Annotated in this window: 28 protein-coding genes; 17 read left to right on the forward strand and 11 right to left on the reverse strand. The window is 62.2% G+C overall.

Translation table 11 applies throughout. The features are described 5' to 3' along the window. The first annotated feature begins 317 nt into the window (after positions 1–317). Positions 318–857, forward strand: coding sequence for a type VI secretion protein (locus tag LVY65_RS06325; protein WP_235067186.1), 540 nt, complete (start codon positions 318–320; stop codon positions 855–857). Between the two features lie 3 nt (positions 858–860). Here the strand turns inward: LVY65_RS06325 and LVY65_RS06330 are convergent, their stop codons facing one another. Then, the gene (locus tag LVY65_RS06330) at positions 861–1,067 is read right to left on the reverse strand and encodes a DUF2093 domain-containing protein (protein WP_235067187.1); all 207 of its coding nucleotides are present in this window, start codon (positions 1,065–1,067) and stop codon (positions 861–863) included. A 3-nt stretch (positions 1,068–1,070) separates the two neighbouring features. Beyond that, complete coding sequence (xseA, locus tag LVY65_RS06335; protein WP_235067188.1) at positions 1,071–2,483, reverse strand: exodeoxyribonuclease VII large subunit; 1,413 nt, start codon at positions 2,481–2,483, stop codon at positions 1,071–1,073. Between xseA and purD the strand changes: the two genes are divergently transcribed. From purD to LVY65_RS06350, 3 genes are all read left to right on the forward strand, one after another. Beyond that, the gene (gene purD, locus LVY65_RS06340) at positions 2,476–3,726 is read left to right on the forward strand and encodes a phosphoribosylamine--glycine ligase (RefSeq protein WP_235067189.1); all 1,251 of its coding nucleotides are present in this window, start codon (positions 2,476–2,478) and stop codon (positions 3,724–3,726) included. The two genes, xseA and purD, sit on opposite strands and share 8 nt — an antisense overlap. Further along, on the forward strand, positions 3,723–4,043 hold the full coding sequence (locus LVY65_RS06345) for a hypothetical protein (RefSeq protein WP_235067190.1): 321 nt from the start codon (positions 3,723–3,725) through the stop codon (positions 4,041–4,043). Before purD ends, LVY65_RS06345 begins: the two co-directional genes overlap by 4 nt. A 120-nt stretch (positions 4,044–4,163) precedes the next feature. Further along, the gene (locus LVY65_RS06350) at positions 4,164–4,661 is read left to right on the forward strand and encodes a hypothetical protein (RefSeq protein WP_235067191.1); all 498 of its coding nucleotides are present in this window, start codon (positions 4,164–4,166) and stop codon (positions 4,659–4,661) included. Between the two features lie 5 nt (positions 4,662–4,666). Here the strand turns inward: LVY65_RS06350 and LVY65_RS06355 are convergent, their stop codons facing one another. Then, positions 4,667–6,025 carry a hemolysin family protein gene (locus LVY65_RS06355; protein WP_235067192.1) on the reverse strand — a complete coding sequence of 453 codons (1,359 nt, stop codon included), beginning with the start codon at positions 6,023–6,025 and terminating at the stop codon, positions 4,667–4,669. Positions 6,026–6,154: 129 nt separating this feature from the next. Between LVY65_RS06355 and LVY65_RS06360 the strand changes: the two genes are divergently transcribed. Next, positions 6,155–6,826 carry an OmpA family protein gene (locus tag LVY65_RS06360; protein ID WP_235067193.1) on the forward strand — a complete coding sequence of 224 codons (672 nt, stop codon included), beginning with the start codon at positions 6,155–6,157 and terminating at the stop codon, positions 6,824–6,826. Here LVY65_RS06360 and LVY65_RS06365 read toward each other — a convergent pair. Both LVY65_RS06365 and LVY65_RS06370 read right to left on the reverse strand, forming a co-directional pair. Then, positions 6,823–7,290 carry a nucleoside deaminase gene (locus tag LVY65_RS06365; RefSeq protein ID WP_235067954.1) on the reverse strand — a complete coding sequence of 156 codons (468 nt, stop codon included), beginning with the start codon at positions 7,288–7,290 and terminating at the stop codon, positions 6,823–6,825. The two genes, LVY65_RS06360 and LVY65_RS06365, sit on opposite strands and share 4 nt — an antisense overlap. 64 nt (positions 7,291–7,354) lie before the next feature. Continuing rightward, positions 7,355–7,666, reverse strand: a complete 312-nt coding sequence (locus LVY65_RS06370) for a hypothetical protein (protein WP_235067194.1) — start codon at positions 7,664–7,666, stop codon at positions 7,355–7,357. A gap of 157 nt (positions 7,667–7,823) precedes the next feature. Here LVY65_RS06370 and rpmB point away from each other — a divergent pair, with 157 nt between their 5' ends. Next, a complete protein-coding gene (gene rpmB / locus LVY65_RS06375; RefSeq protein WP_235067195.1) occupies positions 7,824–8,114 on the forward strand; it encodes a 50S ribosomal protein L28 in 291 nt (96 codons plus the stop codon). Positions 8,115–8,151: 37 nt separating this feature from the next. Here the strand turns inward: rpmB and LVY65_RS06380 are convergent, their stop codons facing one another. Both LVY65_RS06380 and cobT read right to left on the reverse strand, forming a co-directional pair. Beyond that, entirely contained in the window at positions 8,152–9,153 is a 1,002-nt protein-coding gene (locus LVY65_RS06380; RefSeq protein WP_235067196.1) for an esterase-like activity of phytase family protein, read from the reverse strand. 130 nt (positions 9,154–9,283) lie between these two features. After that, the gene (cobT, locus tag LVY65_RS06385; protein WP_235067197.1) at positions 9,284–11,110 is read right to left on the reverse strand and encodes a cobaltochelatase subunit CobT; all 1,827 of its coding nucleotides are present in this window, start codon (positions 11,108–11,110) and stop codon (positions 9,284–9,286) included. A gap of 14 nt (positions 11,111–11,124) precedes the next feature. Between cobT and LVY65_RS06390 the strand changes: the two genes are divergently transcribed. After that, a complete protein-coding gene (locus tag LVY65_RS06390) occupies positions 11,125–11,427 on the forward strand; it encodes a hypothetical protein (protein WP_235067198.1) in 303 nt (100 codons plus the stop codon). 8 nt (positions 11,428–11,435) lie between these two features. Here LVY65_RS06390 and cobS read toward each other — a convergent pair whose 3' ends face one another. Both cobS and LVY65_RS06400 read right to left on the reverse strand, forming a co-directional pair. Continuing rightward, positions 11,436–12,440: a cobaltochelatase subunit CobS gene (gene cobS / locus LVY65_RS06395; RefSeq protein ID WP_235067199.1), complete on the reverse strand. Its 1,005-nt coding sequence runs from the start codon at positions 12,438–12,440 to the stop codon at positions 11,436–11,438. Positions 12,441–12,472: 32 nt separating this feature from the next. Next, a complete protein-coding gene (locus LVY65_RS06400) occupies positions 12,473–13,078 on the reverse strand; it encodes a winged helix-turn-helix transcriptional regulator (protein WP_235067200.1) in 606 nt (201 codons plus the stop codon). A 149-nt stretch (positions 13,079–13,227) separates the two neighbouring features. Here LVY65_RS06400 and LVY65_RS06405 point away from each other — a divergent pair, with 149 nt between their 5' ends. From LVY65_RS06405 to LVY65_RS06440, 7 genes are read left to right on the forward strand one after another with little or no spacing between them, the layout of a single operon-like run. Continuing rightward, positions 13,228–13,662 (forward strand): VOC family protein, encoded by a 435-nt coding sequence (locus LVY65_RS06405; RefSeq protein WP_235067201.1) that lies wholly within the window; start codon positions 13,228–13,230, stop codon positions 13,660–13,662. Between the two features lie 3 nt (positions 13,663–13,665). After that, the gene (locus LVY65_RS06410; RefSeq protein ID WP_235067202.1) at positions 13,666–14,340 is read left to right on the forward strand and encodes a glutathione S-transferase family protein; all 675 of its coding nucleotides are present in this window, start codon (positions 13,666–13,668) and stop codon (positions 14,338–14,340) included. Continuing rightward, positions 14,337–15,077, forward strand: a complete 741-nt coding sequence (locus LVY65_RS13435) for a DUF1428 domain-containing protein (protein WP_408021978.1) — start codon at positions 14,337–14,339, stop codon at positions 15,075–15,077. Before LVY65_RS06410 ends, LVY65_RS13435 begins: the two co-directional genes overlap by 4 nt. A 32-nt stretch (positions 15,078–15,109) precedes the next feature. Continuing rightward, entirely contained in the window at positions 15,110–15,961 is an 852-nt protein-coding gene (locus LVY65_RS06425) for a VOC family protein (RefSeq protein ID WP_235067203.1), read from the forward strand. A gap of 12 nt (positions 15,962–15,973) precedes the next feature. Beyond that, entirely contained in the window at positions 15,974–16,465 is a 492-nt protein-coding gene (locus LVY65_RS06430) for a VOC family protein (protein WP_235067204.1), read from the forward strand. Next, a complete protein-coding gene (locus LVY65_RS06435; RefSeq protein ID WP_235067205.1) occupies positions 16,462–17,118 on the forward strand; it encodes a glutathione S-transferase family protein in 657 nt (218 codons plus the stop codon). Before LVY65_RS06430 ends, LVY65_RS06435 begins: the two co-directional genes overlap by 4 nt. Before the next feature lie 50 nt (positions 17,119–17,168). Beyond that, a complete protein-coding gene (locus LVY65_RS06440; RefSeq protein WP_235067206.1) occupies positions 17,169–18,383 on the forward strand; it encodes a low temperature requirement protein A in 1,215 nt (404 codons plus the stop codon). Here LVY65_RS06440 and LVY65_RS06445 read toward each other — a convergent pair. Together LVY65_RS06445 and LVY65_RS06450 are read right to left on the reverse strand one after the other, a co-directional pair. After that, positions 18,380–18,679 carry an antibiotic biosynthesis monooxygenase family protein gene (locus LVY65_RS06445; protein ID WP_235067207.1) on the reverse strand — a complete coding sequence of 100 codons (300 nt, stop codon included), beginning with the start codon at positions 18,677–18,679 and terminating at the stop codon, positions 18,380–18,382. The two genes, LVY65_RS06440 and LVY65_RS06445, sit on opposite strands and share 4 nt — an antisense overlap. Further along, entirely contained in the window at positions 18,676–19,266 is a 591-nt protein-coding gene (locus LVY65_RS06450; RefSeq protein WP_268828673.1) for a J domain-containing protein, read from the reverse strand. Before LVY65_RS06450 ends, LVY65_RS06445 begins: the two co-directional genes overlap by 4 nt. Before the next feature lie 19 nt (positions 19,267–19,285). Between LVY65_RS06450 and LVY65_RS06455 the strand changes: the two genes are divergently transcribed. The 3 genes from LVY65_RS06455 to LVY65_RS06465 are packed head-to-tail and all read left to right on the forward strand — an operon-like array spanning position 19,286 to position 21,351. Further along, positions 19,286–19,570, forward strand: a complete 285-nt coding sequence (locus LVY65_RS06455; protein WP_235067209.1) for a BolA family protein — start codon at positions 19,286–19,288, stop codon at positions 19,568–19,570. A 3-nt stretch (positions 19,571–19,573) separates the two neighbouring features. Beyond that, on the forward strand, positions 19,574–20,455 hold the full coding sequence (locus LVY65_RS06460; protein ID WP_235067210.1) for a pirin family protein: 882 nt from the start codon (positions 19,574–19,576) through the stop codon (positions 20,453–20,455). Next, on the forward strand, positions 20,452–21,351 hold the full coding sequence (locus LVY65_RS06465; protein ID WP_235067211.1) for an alpha/beta fold hydrolase: 900 nt from the start codon (positions 20,452–20,454) through the stop codon (positions 21,349–21,351). The genes LVY65_RS06460 and LVY65_RS06465 overlap by 4 nt, the downstream gene beginning before the upstream one ends. The last annotated feature ends 8 nt before the right edge of the window (positions 21,352–21,359 follow it).

Here is a 21,359-nt window from a genome sequence, read left to right on the forward strand (position 1 = left end):
GTCCTGGGCAAAGGCGGGCGAGGCAAGCACGCTCGCGCCGACCATCAGGGTCGTGGCAAGCAGCCGCTGACGAAAATCGAGCTTCATAAAAGTCTTCCCCTTATGGGCCGCACCGTTGCGCGGCCGTACGTGTACAGCAGTGAGACGCTGCCGAACTGTCGGGTTGAATAGGGGAAAGCGACAAACCAACGCAACGCAGTGCGACCGCCGTCTGTCGAGTTGTCGACCCTCTGTAGTCTTTCTGCAACAGTCGGCTGCTTGTCCGGGCCGCCCCGCTAAGCCTAAGGTATCGCCATTCGACGGGGACGGAGATCGGCATGCGGGCGTGGGTGAAAGTCAGTTTGGGTACAATCGGTTCGGCGATGTTCCTGGCAGCGGCAGGAGTTGCCGCCAAGCAACCCGAGGCCGCGCCTCCCCCGCCGCAGGTCAACGCCTTGCTTGCATGCCAAAGCATCACGGAAAGCGCGGAGCGACTGGCGTGTTACGACAAGGCTGCCGCAGGCATCAGCGAAGCCGTCGCGAAGAAAGACATTGTTGTCTACGACCGGGAGTCAGTGCGCAAAACCAAGCGCGGACTATTCGGCTTCTCCATCCCCGATCTCGGCATCTTTGGCGGCGATGACGATTCGGTCGAGGTCAAACAGATTGAAGGCGAGATCGTTTCGACTGCATTCAACGCCGATGGCGGCTACATATTCCGACTGGCGGACGGCAGCCGTTGGTCACAGACGGACGGAAAGCCGATCGCCCTCCCCCCCGAGAGCGGCGACAAGGTCGTGGTCAAGAAGGGTGCATTGGGCAGCTTCATCCTGAGTGTCGGCAAGCAGCCTGGCGTAAAGGTCGAGCGGATCAACTAACCGCTACATATTGCCGGCCCGACGTTCCGCTTCCAGGCTTGCCGCGGCGTCGGCATAGGCTTCCTGACGCTCGACCGACCAATAGCGCAATTCGTCGAGCGGAATGACGATGCTGGTTATTGCACAGCGGACATGGTCCCCTGCCGCAAGCAAGCGGAAGGTGCCATCAAGATAGTGGAGCTTGGCTTCGCGAGAGCTACCCATCAACATTTGTCATTCCTCGGAATCGAACAGTCCCGGCTGTCCGGGCGGATAGGACGATGTGCCCTTTCGCTCAACCCGTCGTGCCGGACGGAACGGAACGGGACCCGCCCCGTCGCCAATATGGGCAGCGACGCGCCCGTCTGCAAAGTGAAGATCGACGGCGACGGCAGCGCGGGCGTCCGCAGCATGTACCAACGTCTTTCCGGCCCGGTCGGTTACCCTAACGAAACCGCGCTGAAGTGGCCGCTCGGGATGTGCCAGTTCAGCGAGCCGCCACAAGGCGGCCAATTTCTCCTGTCCCCGCGCGACTCGCTCGGCCAGCAACCGAGACTGAAGGCGTGGCGCAACGGCGGCGAGGTCGGCGCGGGCATGCGCAGTCCGCTGCAACAATGCGCGCGGCAAGCGATCCGAGGCATCGTCGACTCTTTGCGCGAATGGAGCAAACAGATTGGCCGCTTCGGGCCAGCGACCGACGATTTGCTCCAACCGTTCGGCGGCACGCGACGTATTGCGTGTTGCGCAAGCCGATTGGCGATGGCCGAGTTCAGATAGCCAGGCGGCGAGCTCGGACCTGACCGGCACTGCCATTTCCGCCGCCGCTGTCGGAGTCGGTGCGCGCCGGTCAGCAGCAAAATCGACCAAGGTGGTGTCGGTCTCATGCCCAACCGCGGAAATCAAAGGAATGGGCGAGGTGGCCACGGCGCGAACCACTTCTTCCTCATTAAATGCCCACAAATCCTCGATCGAGCCGCCGCCGCGGGCAACGATGATAAGGTCAGGGCGCGGCTCGAAAGAAGCAAAGCCGCGAATCGCCTGGGCGACTTTGGCAGCCGCTCCCTCACCCTGGACCGGGACCGGCCAGACGATGACATGGGTTGGGCAGCGGTCCTCGAGCCGGTGAAGGATATCGCGGATCACCGCACCTGTCGGCGAAGTTACGACACCAATTACCCGGGGAAGGTAAGGCAGCTTGCGCTTCTTCGACTCATCGAACAGCCCTTCCGCGGCAAGAGCGCGACGCCGCTTGTCGAGCAGCGCCATCAAGGCACCCTCGCCTGCCAGCTCCATCCGGCTGACCACGATCTGATACTTCGACCTTCCCGGGTAGGTGGTGAGCTTGCCGGTAGCGATTACCTCGGCCCCGTCCTCAGGCCGGAAGGCGAGTCCTGCCGCCTGTCCCTTCCAAATGACCGAATCGATACAGGCCGCCTCATCCTTCAGCGTGAAATAGCAATGACCGGAAGCGTGGCGCTTCCAGCCCGAAATTTCGCCTCGAACCCGGACAAGGCCGAAGGCAGCCTCCACCGTGCGCTTCAAGGCGCCCGACAGTTCGCTGACCGACAGGGGAGGCGAATTGTCGCCGCCTTTCTGCTCGGCTAGGAGGCCGGTTGGATCGAGGTCGTCGGGGAGAGGCATGAACATCCTGCTGCTGGGTTCTGGCGGGCGCGAAGATGCGCTGGCATGGCGGCTTAGGCAATCGCCTAGCTGCGACGCGCTGGTCGCCGCCCCAGGCAATCCCGGCATTGCTCGATGGGCCGACTGCGTTGCGATCGATCCTTGCGATCCCGAAGCGGTGCTGGCCCTGGCCGCGGAACGAGCCATCGACCTGATCGTCGTTGGGCCCGAGGCGCCGCTCGTGGCGGGCGTAGCAGATGTTGCCCGACAAGCTGGCATTGCAACCTTCGGTCCAAGCGCAGCCGCTGCCCAACTTGAGGGGTCAAAGGGCTTCACCAAGGATCTTTGCGCCCGGGCAGGCATTCCGACAGCCGCCTATGTTCGCGTCGATAAGGAAGTTGAAGCAAAGGCGGCGCTCGACCGTTTTTCGATACCGGTCGTGATTAAGGCCGATGGCCTGGCGGCGGGCAAAGGCGTGACGGTGGCGATGACGCGTGGCGAAGCAGAAGATGCGATCCGCGCGGCCGGCGACGGTCCAATGGTGATCGAGGAATATCTTGAGGGCGAGGAGGCGAGCCTTTTCGCGCTGGTTGACGGTCGGCGCGCAATTTCGCTGGCGTCGGCACAGGACCACAAGCGAGTCGGCGAGGGTGATACCGGTCCAAATACGGGGGGCATGGGGGCCTATTCTCCTGCCCAAGTTCTCAGCGCGGATCTTGAGGCACGCGCAATGCGCGAGATTGTCGAGCCCACCGCCCGCGCCATGGCCGAGGCAGGAAGTCCCTTCCGCGGGGTGCTGTTTGCCGGGCTGATGCTGACGGACGAAGGACCCAAGCTGATCGAATACAATGTCCGCTTTGGCGACCCGGAGTGCGAGGCGATCATGCCGCGTATCGAAGGCGACTTTGCAGCGCTGCTCTACTCGGTGGCCACCGGCGCCGAATTTGAGGCACCGCGACTTTCAAATGAAACGACCATGACCGTGATCGTTGCCGCGAAAGGCTATCCGGGAACGCTTGCAAAAGGCGGAGTAATCCGCGGACTTGATGCGGCGGAATCGATAAGCGGCGTCACGGTCTTTCAGGCAGGAACGGCCAAGATGGACGGAGAGCTGGTCGCGAACGGGGGGCGCGTGCTCGCGGTGACGGCGCGCGGCTCCTCATTGGGGGAGGCGCGGGAGCGGGCCTATGAGGGAGTCGACGCGATCGATTTCGCCGACGGTTTCCATCGCCGCGATATTGGTTGGCGCGAGCTGGAGCGCGCGTCGTGACGCGGCGGCGGATCCTGCTTCTCGGCATTGCCTCGGTGCTTGCCATCGACTCCCTGTGGCATGGGCCGCTGGGCGCAGGCGAGCGGCTTGCGCGCCAGGCCGAAGTCAGCGCCCGACGAACGCTTGATCATTACGAACTGCCGATGATCCAAGCGAAAATGCAACGAGATCCGCTCGAGCGCCGCCTGATCCTTAGCGGCCCGGCCGATGATTTCCAGCGAGCCGAGCTGGTGCGTATCCTTGATGAGACGCCAGGCGTTCTCGATGTGCGCTGGGATCCGGCTTCATTGCCTCAGGAAGTAAGGACGGCTCGATGATTCCCCTTGCGATCGAAGCACAAATGTTTGGCCTGACAGGCTTCGCCTTGGGCATGCTCCTGGCTTATATTGCCGAGCTTCGGCGCCGCGCAAACCAGTGGAAGAAGAGGATCTGAGGACATGGCATTCATTCAAGCCTACTGGCCGATCTTCCTGGTCGCGCTGATCATTGGGATTTTGGTCGGCTACCTAGTATTCCGACCCCGCCAGCGAGTCCGGCTAAGTGACAAAACGCCCGTCCGCCCGCACATGACCATGGCGGCCATGGCCAGCCGGGAGGGACGGCAGTTCACCGACAGTGGCGCGGCCGCTGCGTCCGACGTCGTTGGGGACATCCTTGGTGTAAGGGTCCATGAGGAACTACCAGGCGCGTCCGGCCCTCCAGACGACCTAAGGCAGCTGAAAGGCGTTGGTCCCAAGTTCGCGGAATTGCTCAATCAGCGAGGAATTATTCGTTTCGATCAGATCGCCAAGCTATCGCCCAGCCAGGTCGAGGTACTCGACGAATCAATGGGTCCATTTCGCGGCCGGTTCGCCCGCGACAGGATCGTGGAACAGGCCCAGTTTCTCGCGGGCGGCGACATCGACGGATATGAAGCGAAATTCGGCAGCCTTTAAGCTGATCAGGGCGCTGGCGGCGCCTCGTCCTTCACTTCCTCGTCTTCGGATTTGCGGCGCCTAGGCCGACTGACGAGCAGCTTGTCGATCTTGCGCCCATCCATGTCGACGATTTCGAATCGATAGCCATCGAATTTGAACAGTTCGCCGGTTTCCGGAATTTTCTTCAGCACCGAAAGGGCGAATCCGGCGACCGTCGAATAGTCGCGGTCGCTGGGCATGGAAACGCCAATACGATCCGACAAAATGTCGGCGTTGGCGGCGCCTGAGACCAGCCAGCTACCATCCTCTCGTTCTACGCAGGGCGGATCCTCTCCCTCGTCAAGGTCGTGAGCGAATGCTCCGGCGAGCGCGCTCAGAATTGAGCCCGGCGTAACGATCCCGTCGAGGTGACCATATTCGTCATGAACGAGTGCCAGCGGCACTTCGGCCGAGCGCAGTACCGCCAACGCATCCATCGCATCCATGAGATCGGGAATGACCGGCGCCGGGCGGGTCAAATCGCGAATGTTGATTTCACGCCCGTCGAGCAGGGCAGTCAGCATGTCACGGGTGGAAACTACGCCAACAATATTGTCCACCGAACCGTCAGCCACAGGAAGGCGGCTGTGAGGGGTCTCGGCAAGAGCGCCGCGGATTTCGTCGGGGCCGCAGTTGATATCGACCCAATCGATGTCTGTGCGCGGCGTCATGACCTCGCGCACTGGCCGGTCGGCGAGCCGGACGATTCCGGAAATAATTGCACGTTCGCTCTCTTCGAGAACGCCCGCATTCTGCGCTTCGGCCACCACCAAATGGAGCTCTTCGGCCGTGACCATGTTCTTGTTTTCACGGTTGAGGCCCAACAGGCGGAAAATCAGCGCGCTAGTCTGGTCCAGCAACCAGACGAAGGGAGCGGTTACCTTGCTCAGCCAGAACATCGGCCGAGCCATTATGGCAGCAATACCCTCAGGATTGCGGAGCGCAAACTGCTTCGGGACCAGCTCGCCGATCACCAGGCTGGCGAATGTAGTGACAACAATCACCAGCCCGAACCCGACACTCTTCGCCGTGACGGGATCGAGTCCCAGCAGTGCCAGCCTTTCGCCGACCGGCGCGCCGAGGCTGGCTCCCGAATAGGCTCCGGCGAGGATACCAATCAACGTGATGCCGATTTGCACCGTCGAGAGGAAGCGACCTGGCTCGGAGGCTAGGTCCAGCGCATATCGTGCGCCGGACGAGCCGGACTTGACCATCGCCTTTAGCCGGGCCTCGCGCGCCGAAACGATCGCCAGCTCGCTCATCGACAGGACCCCGTTCAACGCGACCAGGGCGAGGATCAGGACCAGGTCGAACCAGGGAAAGGGAAGGAGCGCGTCGCTCATAATTTCAGGATGGATTCCATGCCGTCAAAATGCGCTTCCGGCAAGCGTACTACATAGATATGCCTGCGGAACTATCATCACGACCCACCGTTCCAAGGCCAAATCAATCTTCCCCATTGGAGAGTTTAAATGCGTCGCTCACCCCTGTTGACCACGCTCGCACTGTCGGGCGCGATGGTCGCCACTGCCTGCACAACGGACCCATATACCGGGCAGCAGACCATCAATCGTACAGCCGTCGGAATCCTTGGCGGTGCGGTCGGCGGCTACCTGCTCGGCGACCTCGTTGGCGGCAGCCACGACCGCAATGCCAAGATGATCGGCGCCGGCATTGGCGCGATCGCAGGCGGCGCTGTGGGCAATTACATGGATCGGCAAGAAGCGGAGTTGCGGCGCCAAACCGCGGGTACCGGGGTCGATGTGATCCGCACTGGCGACGAACTGGTCTTGCGCATGCCCGCCGGAATCACCTTTCCCGTGGACAGCTATGCCCTGCAGCCGGGAGTGCAAGGAACGTTGAACGAGGTCGCGCGCACACTGGCAAGCTATAACCAGACTTATATTGACGTGCTGGGTCATACCGATTCGACCGGCAGCGATGCCTACAATCAAGCCTTGTCGGAGCGCCGCGCCCAATCGGTCGCCGACTATCTCGCGTCGGGTGGCGTTGCCCGGGCCCGGATGGGTATCCGCGGCTATGGCGAATCCCAGCCGATTGCATCCAACGACACCGAAGAGGGCCGCGCCCAGAACCGGCGTGTCGAGATCAAGGTCGTTCCGGTCACCCAGCCGGGCTATTAAGCCCCGCTTCTGTCGCGACGATCCGAAAAGAAAGTCCTGAGCTGGGCGGCTGCCTCTTCCTCGCCCAGCCCGCCCAGCACGTCGGGGCGGTGGTGGCAGGTCGGTTGGGCAAAAACCCTGGCGCCATGAACAACCCCGCCGCCCTTGGGGTCCTCTGCGGCGAATCTGAGCGCATCGAGCCTCGCCAGCGCGACCGCGCCGGCACACATGGCGCAGGGTTCCAGCGTCACCCACAATGTACAGCCATCGAGCCGCGAACGGCCAAGCCGGGTTGCGGCGTTGCGGATGGCGACCATTTCAGCATGGGCGGTGGGGTCCAAGTTGCCCCGCATTGAGTTGCGCGCCTCGGCGATAATTTCATCGCCAAGCGTAACCACCGCTCCCACGGGGACTTCACCGGCGTCCGCTGCAACTGCGGCCAGGTCCAGGGCGCGGCGCATCGGCGGAGGAAGCGGAAAAGCCATGATGGATCGAGCGCTACCGTGCGGCGGCGCGTCTGTCATGCCCTCCAGGCGCCTTATCAATATATCAGCGGGCAGCGTTCTGCTGTGGCTCTGCCGGAGGACGAACTTCGACGACGGGCACTTTGACGGTGGCATCGCCGCGCCTCACCTCTACCTTGGGCATGGCGACATTGGCATCGCGCGTACCGACACCGACCGAACCCGTCTGCACCTCGAAGGCTGGCGGCTGCCCTGGTTGGGCCCGAATCGCGCCGTCGCTCGCCTCGACCCGTGGCGCCCGCGCGGCCCGGGTTTGGCTGATGTCGAGGAAGCCGGTCTGAATTGCCACGATCAACGCAACTACGGCGACGATCAGGATCAGCAGGATGGTACGCATAAAATCTCTTTCTCGTTGCCGATGATGTTTCCTAACGCTTCATAGGCGGCGGCGGTTGCCGATTCGCTCTTGCCAAGGTTGACGGACGGGCATTGCGCTAGTATCGGGCGGCGCTTTCCGGGCGCATACGCGCTCACCTCAAACTTGGAAGTGACCGATGTCGCGCATTTGCGAGCTGACCGGCAAGGGCCGGCAGGTGGGCAACAATGTTTCCCACGCCAACAACAAGACCAAGCGGACTTTCCTGCCTAACCTGCAGAATGTCACGTTGATCTCGGAAGCGCTCGAGAAGAGCATCAAGCTGCGCGTTTCGACGCACGGTCTTCGCTCGGTCGAGCATGTCGGCGGGCTCGACAATTGGCTGACCAAGACCAGCGAGGAAAAGCTCTCGCCCCGCGCCGCAAAGCTCAAGCGCGAGCTGGCCAAGAAGGCAAAGGCCGCGGCCTAAGGCACTTCGACTGACGGTTTTCGCGAAAGCCCGGCGTTTATCGCCGGGCTTTTGTCGTGTCTGGGGCCGGCGAATTTGGGAGGTCGAGTGCGACCAGCAACGTCCGCGCCATGAAACGGTGGCCGTCGTCGGTTACCAGCCAGAAACGCCAGCCCCCCTTCGCCAAAGGCACGATCACCATTCCCTCATAATTATCGAACGCGGCCTTGGGCAGCGGCCAGCCAGGGCCGGCGCGAAGAGCTGAGCCCTTGCGGATCAGTGGCGCAATCGATTGGCTGATGCCCTTCCGGCCCTTGTACCGAAGCAACAGCCAAACGCCGCCATTGGGAGCAAGGGCGGCGTCGGCAACTTCGGCGCCTGCTATAAGTGGAAGGCGGGAAACTCCCCAGGTTCCAACACCCATCGCCTCTCGGCCATTTTCGGCCAGCACCATCAGGCCGTCGCCATTTGAGACCAGGCCTTCCGCACCGCGATTATTGCTCCAGTCGGGCCGCTTGAGATCGATCGCGGCCAGCCCGCGAGCGAATTGGTCGTCATAGAGCCACAGGGAATGGCGCTGCTCATAGCCAACCCACCAGCCGCGCCCCCTGGGGTCGCGTACCAATGATTCCGCGTCCCTCGCCCACTTCTTGCCCTGCGGGCCCGGCCCGACACTTAGGTCGGTCAAGGAAGCCCGGGGCACACGCGCAGACGGCGGATCAAAGCGGATCACGGTGCCAAGATCGCTGACAGCAAGGAATTGGCCGCCATCAATGGCCAGCGCCGAAAGGCCGGTCAGTCGCGAATCGCCAGCCCTCACATTCCACGCGCCCGCAAGCCGCAAGGGTCCCGAAAAGCTCGGCAGCGCAACGGGACGATAGGAAAGCGTTACAGTCTGGGAGGGCTGCGGCTTGCGATTTGGCAAGGCGTGGATCGAAACAAAGGCTCCAATCACTGCTGCAGCCATAAACAAGATGTTGAAAAAATGGACTTTCCTGAACAATCGCTGCAAAAATCGTTCAGCCTCGTTCAACCGCGAATCGCTCATAAGCCCGTTCATGGACGGGGTTTCCCCCTTTTTCCCCGTGCCCAGAACGTCGGTGACGACGGAATAAATCCCTCGCGTCGCGTATCGAGGGGGGCCCGGGGCGGCGTAATTGCTCCGGGCCCAACTGCCCTTCCAATAGCGATCAATGTTTTTCGAACAGGGTTGCGAGCTGCTCGATCAGCGCGCCGCCCAATTGTTCGGCGTCCATGATCGTCACAGCGCGGGAATAATATCGCGTCACGTCATGCCCGATCCCGATTGCCGCCAGCTCAATGCTCGACCGGCCTTCGATCCAGCCAATCACTTGCCTCAGATGCTTTTCAAGATAGGTGCCGCCGTTGGCTGAGGCGGTCGAATCGTCGACCGGCGCGCCATCGCTGATGACCAGCAGGATGCGCCGCTCCTCGGCCCGCGCGAGCAGGCGGCTGTGCGCCCAAAGCAGCGCCTCGCCGTCGATATTCTCCTTGAGCAATCCCTCGCGCATCATCAGGCCGAGGCTTCTGCGCGAATGCCGGTATGGCTCATCAGCACGCTTGTAGACGATGTGCCTGAGATCGTTCAGGCGCCCCGGATTGGGCGGGCGCCCTTCGGAAAGCCACAGCTCGCGGCTCTGGCCGCCTTTCCAGCCTCGCGTGGTAAAGCCGAGGATTTCGGTGGCCACCCCACAGCGCTCGAGCGTTCGGGTGAGGACATCCGCGCAGGTCGCGGCAATCGAGATCGGCCGGCCCCGCATTGACCCTGAATTGTCGATCAGCAGGCTGACAACCGTATCCTTGAACTCGGTTTCGCGCTCGATCTTGTAGCTCAGCGAATGGCCGGGAGAGGTGATGACGCGCGCCAATCGCGCCGCGTCGAGCATCCCCTCCTCCTGGTCAAAGTCCCAGCTCCTCGCCTGCTGTGCCATCAGCCGGCGCTGCAACCGGTTGGCGAGCCGGGTGACGACCCCACCAAGACTTGTCATCTGCTGGTCCAGATAAGCGCGGAGGCGGGTGAGTTCCTCCTCGTCGCACAGCTCGGCCGCGGTGACCATTTCGTCGAACCGCGTGGTGAATGGCCTGTAGTCGGTGACCGGCTCGTCGATCCAATTGCGCCGCTGGGCATTGGCCCGGGCCTGGTCGGACGCTTCCTGGCCGCTGGTCGCCTCGCCCTCGTCGACATCCGCTTCGCTGTCGGCGGATTCGTCCTCGCCTTCGTCGCGCTCCGTCTCCTCCGAACGCATCTCCATCTCGCCGCCGGAGTCGCCGCCCTCGGTCTCGGCTTCGTCAGCTTCGTCGGGCCCTTCGTCCTCTCCCTGATCTTCGTCACCACCCTCCTCGGGCTGTTGGTCGGCGGACTCCTCAATCGGGAGATCGAGATCCTCGAGCAGTCGGCGGGACAAGGTCGCGAATGCAGCCTGATCGTCGATCGTCAGCGCCAGCGCGTCGAGCTCGGCACCTGCCTTCTCTTCAATCCACGGAGCCAAGAGATCCAATCCCGCCTGTGCCGCTTTGGGCGGAGCCTCCCCCGTCAACCGCTGGCGCGCGAGAAGTCCGACCGCGGTCGCCAGCGGCACTTCTTCGGCCGTACGGGCGCGGGTAATCGAGTCGAGCCGGACGCGCGCCTCGGCCAAGTCGTTCAAATTCGCGCGAACCCCGTCCATTGCCTTGGCACCAAGCGCTTCGACCCGTGCCGTTTCCAGTGCGTCGAACACTGCACGAGCGTCGCTGTCGGAAACGGGAGCGCGCGCCGCGTGCAACTTAGCATCATGATATCGGAGCCGAAGCGCCAGCGCATCGGCAGCTCCACGCGCTTCGGCCACCAGCCGCGGCTCCATTCCCGGGCCCGGCGACACGACGCGAGCAACCTTGCCCGGAGACTGGCCGCTCGCATCCGAGGCGAACACCACCTCGGCTTCGGCATCGCGCGCAATCGCCCGAACCGCCCCGGCAAGGACGGTGCGGAAACGGTCGAGAGGCGTTGGAACGGTCATTTGCCGATCATGCTGTGACGCCGGCCTCCACCGAGGTCAACGCCATCCATCTTAGCAATTTGGTTAGGCGCAGCGGTGCAAAATGGCGACTCATCGACGCGAAGGTCATCGTGATGGATTCGACTACGATCTTGCTGGTCATCGTCCCGTTGGTTCTGGGACTGGTTTTCAACGCAGTGAAATTCATGCGTTTCATCGGCTTCGTGGCGGGCGGCGGACGCCGTTCGGCCGCGCGTAACGGCCAATCGGACAGCCACCTGAGTTTCGACGAGCGCGTGGCCGAGCGCCTCCGCGAGCTCCAACGCGACGAGGGCTGATTTTTCGCCTAGACGCGGTGGGCGAGGCTTTCGGGCAGGTCCGTGCCAAACACCCGCTGATAATATTCCGCAATAAGCGGGCGCTCGGCCTCATCGCACTTGTTGAGGAAGCTGATCCGGAAGGCGAAACCCACATCGCCGAAGATCAGCGCGTTCTGAGCCCAGCTGATAACCGTTCGAGGGCTCATGACCGTCGAGATGTCCCCGTTGATGAAGCCCTGGCGCGACAAGTTGGCAACCTGGACCATCTTGCCGACCGCTTCCTTGCCCCCCTCGCTGTCATACTCGCCCGACTTTGCGAGGACGATTTGCGCTTCCGTCTCCGCAGGAAGGTAATTGAGCGTCGCGACGATGTTCCAGCGATCGAGCTGGCCCTGATTGAGCGCCTGGGTTCCATGATAGAGGCCGGTCGTGTCGCCAAGGCCAATCGTATTGGTAGTTGCGAACAGGCGAAACCACGGATTTGGCCGGATCACGCGATTCTGGTCGAGCAAGGTGAGCTTGCCGTCGGTCTCGAGCACCCGCTGGATGACGAACATCACATCGGGACGGCCGGCGTCATATTCGTCGAACACGAGCGCAACCGGATGCTGCAAGGCCCATGGAAGCAAGCCTTCGCGAAACTCGGTAACCTGCTGGCCGTCCTGAACGACGATGGCGTCGCGGCCGATCAAGTCGATGCGGCTAATGTGGGCGTCTAGGTTGATCCGGATCGTGGGCCAGTTGAGGCGCGCGGCGACTTGTTCGATGTGGGTCGACTTGCCGGTACCGTGATAACCCTGGACCATGACCCGCCGGTTGCGGGCAAAGCCGGCGCAGATCGCCATCGTCGTGTCGGGATCGAAGACATAGGCCGGATCGAGGTCGGGAACCCGCTCGTCCGCCTCGCTGAAGGCCGGGATTTCAAGGTCACTGTCGACCCCGAACAGGTCGCGCATTTTCACCATCTTGTCGGGTGATGCCAATATGGTGTCCGAACGGCTTTCGGGCGCAATGTTGGGAATGTCGGTCATGGAATCGGCCTTAAGCGCTTCGGCTGAACGCCTCAAGCGGCCGTTGGCTGTGCTTTTTCCGGCAATGGAAAGAGACTGGGCAGGCGGGCGGCCAAATTCGCATCGCCTGCGAACTCGATGGATGACAGGGGTGCTCCGGCGTAAACATACCCGGCAATCTGCGAGGGCGATCCGCGAAGGATGAGGTCGGGATCGTCAATTTCGCCGCGGCCGATCATCACCTCGCCCTTCTTGCGGATCCAGAAGTAGGGCTCGCCGCCCATTTCCAACTGGATGCGAGCCTTCAAGTCGCCGGTCGCGCCCGCAGTCAACATCGTACGCAACGACAACATCAGCGAAACCGGGCTGAACGGCCGCATCGGATCGTGACGCGGGCTTCTCACAGCCCAGCGCCCAAGCGCCTGGAAGATGGGCGCTGCCTCATAGCCCCAAGGCGTAAGCTCATAGACTTGAACCGACGCCGGGGGTGGGAGGCGGCGGCGAACCAGTACGCCTGCGGCCTCCAAACCTTCGAGCCGCTGGGTCAGCACGTTGGCACTAATCCCGTTCAAACTCGTTTTTAGATCGCCGAAGCGGCGCGGTCCCAAAAGCAATTCGCGGATCAATGGCATCGACCAACGCTCTCCGATCAGGTCCATCCCATGGGCTGCGGCGCAAGCATCGTCATATCGCCTTTTGTCGTCATCTCGTCGCGTATTAGTTACCTTTTCTAACTGCATAGTTGTTATTTATAACTTAGCGGATCATGATGCAAGGCGAATCGAGTCGCAAAGAGGGAAAATTCGCCATGCCAAAGATGATTTTCGTAAACCTGCCGATCACAGACCTCGACCGGTCCATATCCTTCTACGAGGCGGTCGGCGGGAGGAGGGAGCCGAAATTTTCCAACGATCGGGCGGCGATGATCGTCCTCAGCGACACAATTTCGGTCATGCTGCTGACTCACGACTTTTATTCGACGTTTACCCGCAAGCCGATTGCTGACGCGCATCGCACCAGCCAGGTGCTGCTCGCCTTGTCGGCTGACAGCGTCGCGGACGTCGATGCGACGATCGACAAGGCCTCTTCGGCCGGCGGCAAGGTCGATCCGGGTCCGAAGCAGGAAATGGGAGACTTGATGTACGGGCGAAGCTTCGAAGACCCGGACGGTCATCACTGGGAAATCATGTGGATGGACCCGCAGGCCGCCGAACAGGGCGCGTCGGCGTTCGAGCAGGCCTGAGCGATGCCGGTCAATCCCGAAGCCGCCATTGAGATCACGGCCTTTCGCTGGGTCCCGCCTTTCGCAGAAGGACTGGTTCGCGACCTACGCGCCCGTTGGGTGCTGGAGGAAGGCGGGCTCGAATATCGAGTCCGCTTGCTCGACCAGCAGCGACCCCCCGAATATCTGCGCGAACAGCCGTTCGACCAGGTCCCCTGCTTTAGCGACGGCCATGTCCACATCTTCGAAAGCGGCGCCATCGTCCAATATGTCGGCGAGAAGTGCGAGGCACTGCTCCCGCATGACCCGCAGGGCCGGTTTCGGGCCATTCAGTGGGCATATGCCGCGCTCAACAGCGTCGAGCCCGCAATCCAGAATCTGGCGGCAATCGACCTATTCTTTCCAAAGGAGGAATGGGCAAAATTGCGTCGTCCCGGAGCTGCCGACTTTGCCCGGCTGAAGCTGAAGCGCGTTTCCGACTGGCTCGGCGACAAATATTGGCTTGAGGACCGGTTCACCATCGGTGACCTGTTGATGATCAGTGTGTTGCGGATCCTCCGGCATACCAACATCGTAGCCGAATTCCCCAACCTCGCCGCCTATGTGAAACGCGGCGAGGCCCGGCCGGCCTTCAAGCAGGCCCTTTCCGATCAGCTGGCCGTTTTCGCCGCCAATCAAATGGAAGGAGAAACCGCATGACCTATTTCGAAGGGTTCATCGTACCTGTCCCCGAGGCCAACAAGGAAGCATATTGCAAGAGTGCCAAAGACGCGGCGCCGATCTTCCAGGAGTTCGGGGTGAAACGCCACGTCGAGGCGTGGGACAGTGACGTGCCGGAAGGCAAGGTTACCGACTTTCGCATGGCAGTGGACGCCCAGCCTGGCGAGAAGGTGGTTTTCTCCTGGTTCGAATATCCGGACAAGGCGACCCGCGATGCCGCCAACGTGAAGATGCAGAGCGACGAGCGCATGAAGGCATTTGGCGCCAGCATGCCATTCGACGCCAAACGCATGATCTATGGCGGATTCGACCCGATCGTTGAGGAAGGGACCGAGCGCGGAGCCTATGTCGACGGCTTCGTCGTGCCGGTGCCTAATGGCAAGCTCGATGCCTACAAGGCCCTTGCCCTGAAGGCAGCGAAGATCTTCCGCGAACATGGCGCGCTCCGCGACGTCGAGGCGGTCGCCAGCGATGTGCCGAAAGGCGAGGTCACCGACTTCTATCGCGCGGTGAAGGCCGAGGATGGCGAAACGGTCGTTTTCTCCTTCCTCGAATGGCCCGACAAGGCCACCCGCGACGAGGGCTGGAAGAAGATCATGGAGGACGAGCGGATGAAGCCGGAAGGCGACATGCCGTTTGCCGGCCAGCGCATGTTCTGGGGCGGGTTCGATCCAATTTTCGACACGGCGAAATCCAAGGAACCGGCGCACGCCTGAAACGCGCCTACGCAGTAATGAAAGGAACTATCATGTCCGACGTCACTGACGCGCCGGCGCGCGTTGCCGCGAATGAGGATTCGCGAACCTCGCTGCAAGGCAGCCATATCTGGTACGAGTTGATGAGCCCCGACCCGGACGGCTCGAAAGCCTTTTATGAAGCTGTCGTTCCAGGATGGATCATCGGAGAGCCCATCGGCGGCGGCCAGGACTATCGCATGATCGGGCGCAGCGACGGCGGCAATGCAGGCGGGGTGCTGAGACTGACCGAAGAAATGCGCGAGCATGGGGCGCACCCGATCTGGATGGGTTATGTCGGGGTCGACGATGTCGACGCGACGGCGGCTGAGATCGAGGCCAAGGGCGGCAAGACGCTGATGCCCGCGTTCGACATTCCGCAAGGCCGGATCGCAATGATCGCCGACCCCCAGGGCAATCCACTCTATGTGATGAAGCCGATCCCGCCAGAGGGGGAAGAGGACAGGGCCAGCGACGTCTTTTCTCCGACCGAATTGCAGCGCGTCGGATGGAACGAGCTAATGACGCCTGACCCGATGGCTGCCCGTGCATTTTATGGGGAGCTATTCGGCTGGGCCAGCGACCACTTCATGCCGATGGGTGAGCTTGGTGAATATCGCTTCTTCTCACTTGGCGCGACAACCATTGGCGCAGTGTTTCGTCCGCAGGATGAGGGCTTTGAAGGGAAGAAGTATCAGGGCTGGCGCTACTATATTCGCGTGCCGTCGATTTCCGATGCGACCGAGGCGGTCAAGGCAAATGGCGGGGCAGTCACCATGGGCCCGCACGAAGTGCCGACCGGCGATCACATCATTGTCGGCCGCGACCCGCAAGGTGCGGAATTCTCGCTGGTCGGCAAGGCTTGAGGAGGAATGACGATGGCCAATAAACTAGTCACCTGCCTGTGGTTCGATAAGGGCGAGGCACGCAAGGCGGCGGAATTCTATGCGTCGACATTCCCCGATACCCATGTCGGCACGCCATATAAGGCGGCCTCCGATTATCCCGGCGGCAGCCAAGGCGATGAGCTGACAGTGGAGTTCACCTTGCTTGGCCAGCCCTTTCTCGGCCTGAACGGCGGACCCAATTTCAAACCAAACGAGGCTGTCAGCTTCCAGGTCTTCACCGAGGACCAGGAGGAGACCGACCGCTATTGGAACGCGATCGTCGGCAACGACGGCCAGGAAAGCGACTGCAGCTGGTGCAAGGATAAATGGGGCTTCTCCTGGCAGATCGTGCCGCGGGCCCTGATGCGCGGGATGGGAGACCCCGACCCGGCAGCCCGCAAGCGGGTATTCGAGGCAATGATGACCATGCGCAAAATCGACGTCGCCAAAATCGAGGCTGCCATCGAAGGGGTACCTGCATGAGCCTGGAGCTGTTTGCCCACCCATTCAGCTCCTATTGCCAGAAAGTCTTGATCGCGCTGTGGGCGGACGGAACGCCGTTCGACTACCGCATGCTGGACGAGGAGCATGCGGAGAATTTCGCCGAGTTGAAAAGGCGCTGGCCGTTCGGGAAGTTTCCGCTGCTGGTCGACGATGGTGAGACGGTCGTGGAATCGACCCCGATCATCGAGCATCTGCAGGCACGTCATCCTGGTCCCAACCGGTGGATTCCCGACGGAGAGCAGGGTCGGCGAGCGCGCTTTCTCGACCGCTTCTTCGATACCTATGTCATGGGAAATATGCAGAAAGCGGGACTCGATATTCTTCGCCCCGAAGGGTGCAAGGACCCTTATGGCGCTAGCCAGGCGCGTGCCGACCTGAATTTGGCATACGACTGGCTGGAGGCGAACCTCAGCGAAGGATCCTGGGCGGCTGGCGATGAGTTCACGCTGGCTGACTGCGCCGCAGCTCCGTCGCTATTCTACGCCGATTGGGTCGAGGAAATCGGACCGTCGAGGCCAAGGCTCGCCGCCTATCGCGCCCGGGTCCTCGCCCACCCCGTGGTCGCCCGGGCGGTCGACGAGGGTCGTCCCTACCGCCAATATTTCCCGCTTGGCGCCCCCGACCGCGACTGATCGGGGGCTGCGGGCTTGCGCATGGGCCGCAAATTGCGCCTGATGCGGCCATGGCACGGCCCAATCATCTCCGCGACGACCAGGCACAGGTTGATCATAGCGTCAGTCCGCTAGAGCTGTTCTTCGACCTGGTTTTCGTCTTCGCCGTTACCCAGTTGTCGCACTATTTGCTGGCCCACCATACTCCCGCCGGCGCGTTGCAGACCCTGGTCATGTTCCTCGCCGTCTGGTGGGCCTGGATATATACAGCCTGGGCGACCAACTGGCTCGATCCCGGCTGCGCCCCCGTTCGGCTGGTGCTGATCGGGATCATGTTTCTCAGCCTGGTAATGTCCAGCGCGATACCCGACGCCTTCGGCGATTATGGTTGGCTGTTCGCTTTGTCATATGTCGCCATCCAGGTCGGACGAACGGCTTACACGGCATGGGCCAGAGAGGGATTTCCCGGCGGCACATCAACGAACATGGCCAGGGCCACGCTCTACTTCATTGCGGCCGGAGTGTTGTGGATTGCAGGCGGTCTGGATCCCGATCCCATGCGGAGGCTGCTGTGGTGGGTAGCGGCCCTCGCCCTCGAATATGCCGGGCCATTCACGCTCTTTTACGTTCCGGCCATTGGTCGATCGAGTTTTGCAGATTGGAACATCAGCGGCGCGCACATGGCCGAACGCTGCGGCCTGTTCATTATCATTGCGCTTGGCGAAGGCATCATTGTCACCGGAGCGACGTTTGCCGAAATCCAGCCGTCCAAAGCGACGATCCTTGCGTTCCTTAGCGCATTCGTGGCCTCGGTTGCGATGTGGTGGATGTATTTCGATGTCGGCGCGCGCCGGGGCACCGAGCTCATCGAACATGACGGGCGGCCCGGGCTGATTGCGCGCCAAGCCTATACTTACGGCCATATCCCGATCATCGCCGGCATCATCGTGCTCGCCGTCGCGGACGAACGGGTCCTGACCCATCCGACCGGACATCTGGAGCCATTTTTCATTGCCGCACTTGTCGGCGGCGGCATGCTTTTCGTTTCCGGCGCCGGGCTATTCAAGCGCATGACCAACAGCCGAGGTTATTGGCCGCTTTCCCATCTCGTTGGCCTCGGGCTGTTCGCCCTGCTCGGACTTTGGGCGGTTCTAGTTAATCCACAACCACTTACGCTTCATCTTGCTGCAAGCAGCCTGTTTGTCATCGTATCCGTATGGGAATGGGGTTCGTTCCACGGTGGATGGCGCGAGCGGTGGGCGCATTTCGAGTCGAAGCGCGATTAACGGACCAGGTCGAATGCGCCGAGGAAGGTTTCGGCAATAGCAAGGCCTTCAAGCTCCGCGTCGAGCCTGCGATACTCATCTCCCTGGGATGCCTGGAACCGTTCGAACGCCTCGTAAGACTCCCAATGGTCGGCGGTCAGGTAGACGCCGTCCCCATTGCGCCACAAGTCGGTCCGAATGAAGCCCGGGGCAGTTGCGAAGAGCTTTGCCCAATCGCCATCGGATTTATAGGCCGAGACGAACCGGTCCTCCTGTTCCTCGGGCACCTCGAATTGCCAAAGCCGGAGATGGGTCATGCAAATGCTCGCGCGATTTTCAGGGTCTGATAGGCTTCGATCACTTGTCCAAGCTTGCGCTCATGGCTGCGGTCACCACCATTTCGGTCGGGATGGTAGCGGCGGACAAGCTCCGAGTAGCGGCGGCGGAGCGCGGTTCGGTCGGCATCGTCGTCAAGGCCCATTACGCCCAACGCATGGCGCTCCGCAGCGGTGAAGCGATCGACGGCGCGCCGACGCACTTCCGGGCGGAAGCGTGCGGCGATGGCGTCGAGCGGATCGGCGAAGTCTCGCCATGCGGGACCACGGTCGGTGCCGACGTGGGCGAACGCCCGCGTGGCCCGATCCCAGCCGGCAATCGGCGATTGCGCCGCCTCAATCTCCTCCGATGTCATGCCGTTGAAGAAATTGTAGCGCGCGTTGTGCTCTCGGACATGTTCAAGGCACAGCCAGCGCCATGATCCGGGGCCGTCGAAGTCGCCCGGCTTCAACGGTGCCCGGAACTCTCCTGGCTCGCGACAGCCGGGCGCCGAGCAGCGCGCATTGGCTCCCTCCACACGTCCGTGCCACTTAGTTTGCCGTTCCGCCACTTGCTCCTCGCGCTTCAAACGCCTCTATATAGTAACGATGCCCGACGCTGCTACCGGACCTGTCGCCAGGGAAATGATCGCACGGCTGACTGCCGCGCTCTCGCCCACCCGCCTCGATCTGGAGGACCAGAGTTACCAGCATGTCGGCCATGCCGGACACGATCCGCGCGGAGAGAGTCATTTCGCCCTCATCATCGAAAGCTCAGCTTTCGCCGGGCTGAACCGGGTTGAGCGACAGCGCAGGGTCCACGCCGCGCTCGACGAACTGCTCCGCGATCGCGTCCATGCGCTGACAATCCGCGCCCTGGCCCCAGGAGAATAGCCGATGGAAACCATCACCCCGGTCACCCATGACCTAGGCGACTTCAAGGTCCGCCGTACGCTTCCGGCGAAAAGCCGGACAATGGTCGGGCCATTCATCTTCGTTGATCAGTTCGGTCCCGCCCGGCTTCAGCCGGGGCACGGCATGGACGTCCGCCCGCACCCCCACATCAACCTTGCGACAGTCAGTTATCTGTTCGAAGGCGCGATCGAGCACCGCGACAGCATCGGCAGCCACCAGGTGATCGAGCCGGGCGCGATCAACCTGATGACCGCTGGCAGCGGCATCGTCCATTCGGAGCGTTCCCCGAAATTGGAACGATCTGGCGGACCTTCCCTTTACGGCATGCAGACATGGCTTGCGCTGCCCGACGGACAGGAGGAAATCGCTCCCGCGTTCGAGCATGTCGACGGAGGTGCCCTGCCGCTGGTCGAGGACCAGGGAGTCTCGGCCCGGGTGCTGATGGGAACGCTATGGGGCAGGACTGCCGGCGTCACCGAGCATAGCAAAACGATCTATGCGGATATCATCCTTGCAAGCGGGGCCAGCGTCCCGATCGACGCAATGGCCGATGAGCGGGCGGTGATGGTCGTCGAAGGGGATGCGCGCCTCGACAGCGACCGGCTCGAACCGTTCACGCTCTACATTCTCGCCCCCGGACAGGCGATGACGCTCAAGGCTGAGAGTCCATCCCGGATCATGCTGCTGGGCGGCGAGGCGTTCGTCACCAAGCGGCACGTATTCTGGAACTTCGTTTCATCCTCCCGCGACCGAATCAACCAGGCCAAGGAGGATTGGAAGGCCCGCCGCTTCCCCCTGGTCCCGGGCGACGAGGAGGAGTTCATCCCTCTCCCGGAGATCCCGCTTACGGTCACCTATCCGTGAGCGGCGAATTGCCGCAGAGGCGGGTGCCGCTTTCAACCGGCATCACGATGAACGTGGCGTTCGCGGGACCGGACGATGCCCCGCCTGTCGTCCTCGTCCACGGCTTTCCAGAGTCCCATCGCACCTGGCGGGAAGTAGCAGCACGGTTTGATGACCGCTTCCGCCTGATCATGCCCGATCTGCGCGGTTTCGGTCAGAGCGACCGTCCGCAGGACGTCGCGGCCTATGCGGCCGAAGCATTGATCGCCGACATTTTCGCGCTGGCCGATGCGCTCAACATCGACCGCTTCGCGCTGGTCGGCCATGATTGGGGTGGGGCGATCGCCTGGGCGGCGGCGCTGCGCGGCGATCTACGGATCGAGCGGCTGGCCATCATCAATTCCCCTCACCCGCTGATCTTCCAGAGAAGCCTGATCGAGGATGAGGCGCAGCGGGCCGGCTCCCAATATATTCGCGCCTTCCGCGACCCGAAGCTGGAGTCGGGGATCGAAGCAATGGGATTCCCGACTTTCTTCGAGAAGAGCTTCTCCAAGCATGTCGATCTGGCCAAGATCCCTGCCGAGGAGCGCCAGCGCTATATCGACGACTGGAGCCGGCCGGGCGCACTCACCGCCATGCTCAACTGGTATCGGGCTAGCCATATCGTCGTGCCGACGCCCGGCGAACATGCTTCGATGCCCGCGTGGGTCGGGCGCGGCGTGCCCAAGCTCAAGATCCCGGTGCGGGTGATCTGGGGGATGGAAGACAAAGCGCTTCTGCCCGTCCAGCTTGAGGGAATCGGCGAGGTTGGCGACGATGTCGATGTATTTCCGCTGAAAGGCGTCGGCCATTTCGCACCGTGGGAGGCGCCGGACCAGGTATCCGAAGCCCTGGCCCCCTTCCTAGCGGCGGCGTGACCCGCTAC

The organism is Sphingomonas cremea (genome assembly GCF_021502585.1).
Taxonomy (GTDB): domain Bacteria; phylum Pseudomonadota; class Alphaproteobacteria; order Sphingomonadales; family Sphingomonadaceae; genus Sphingomicrobium; species Sphingomicrobium cremea.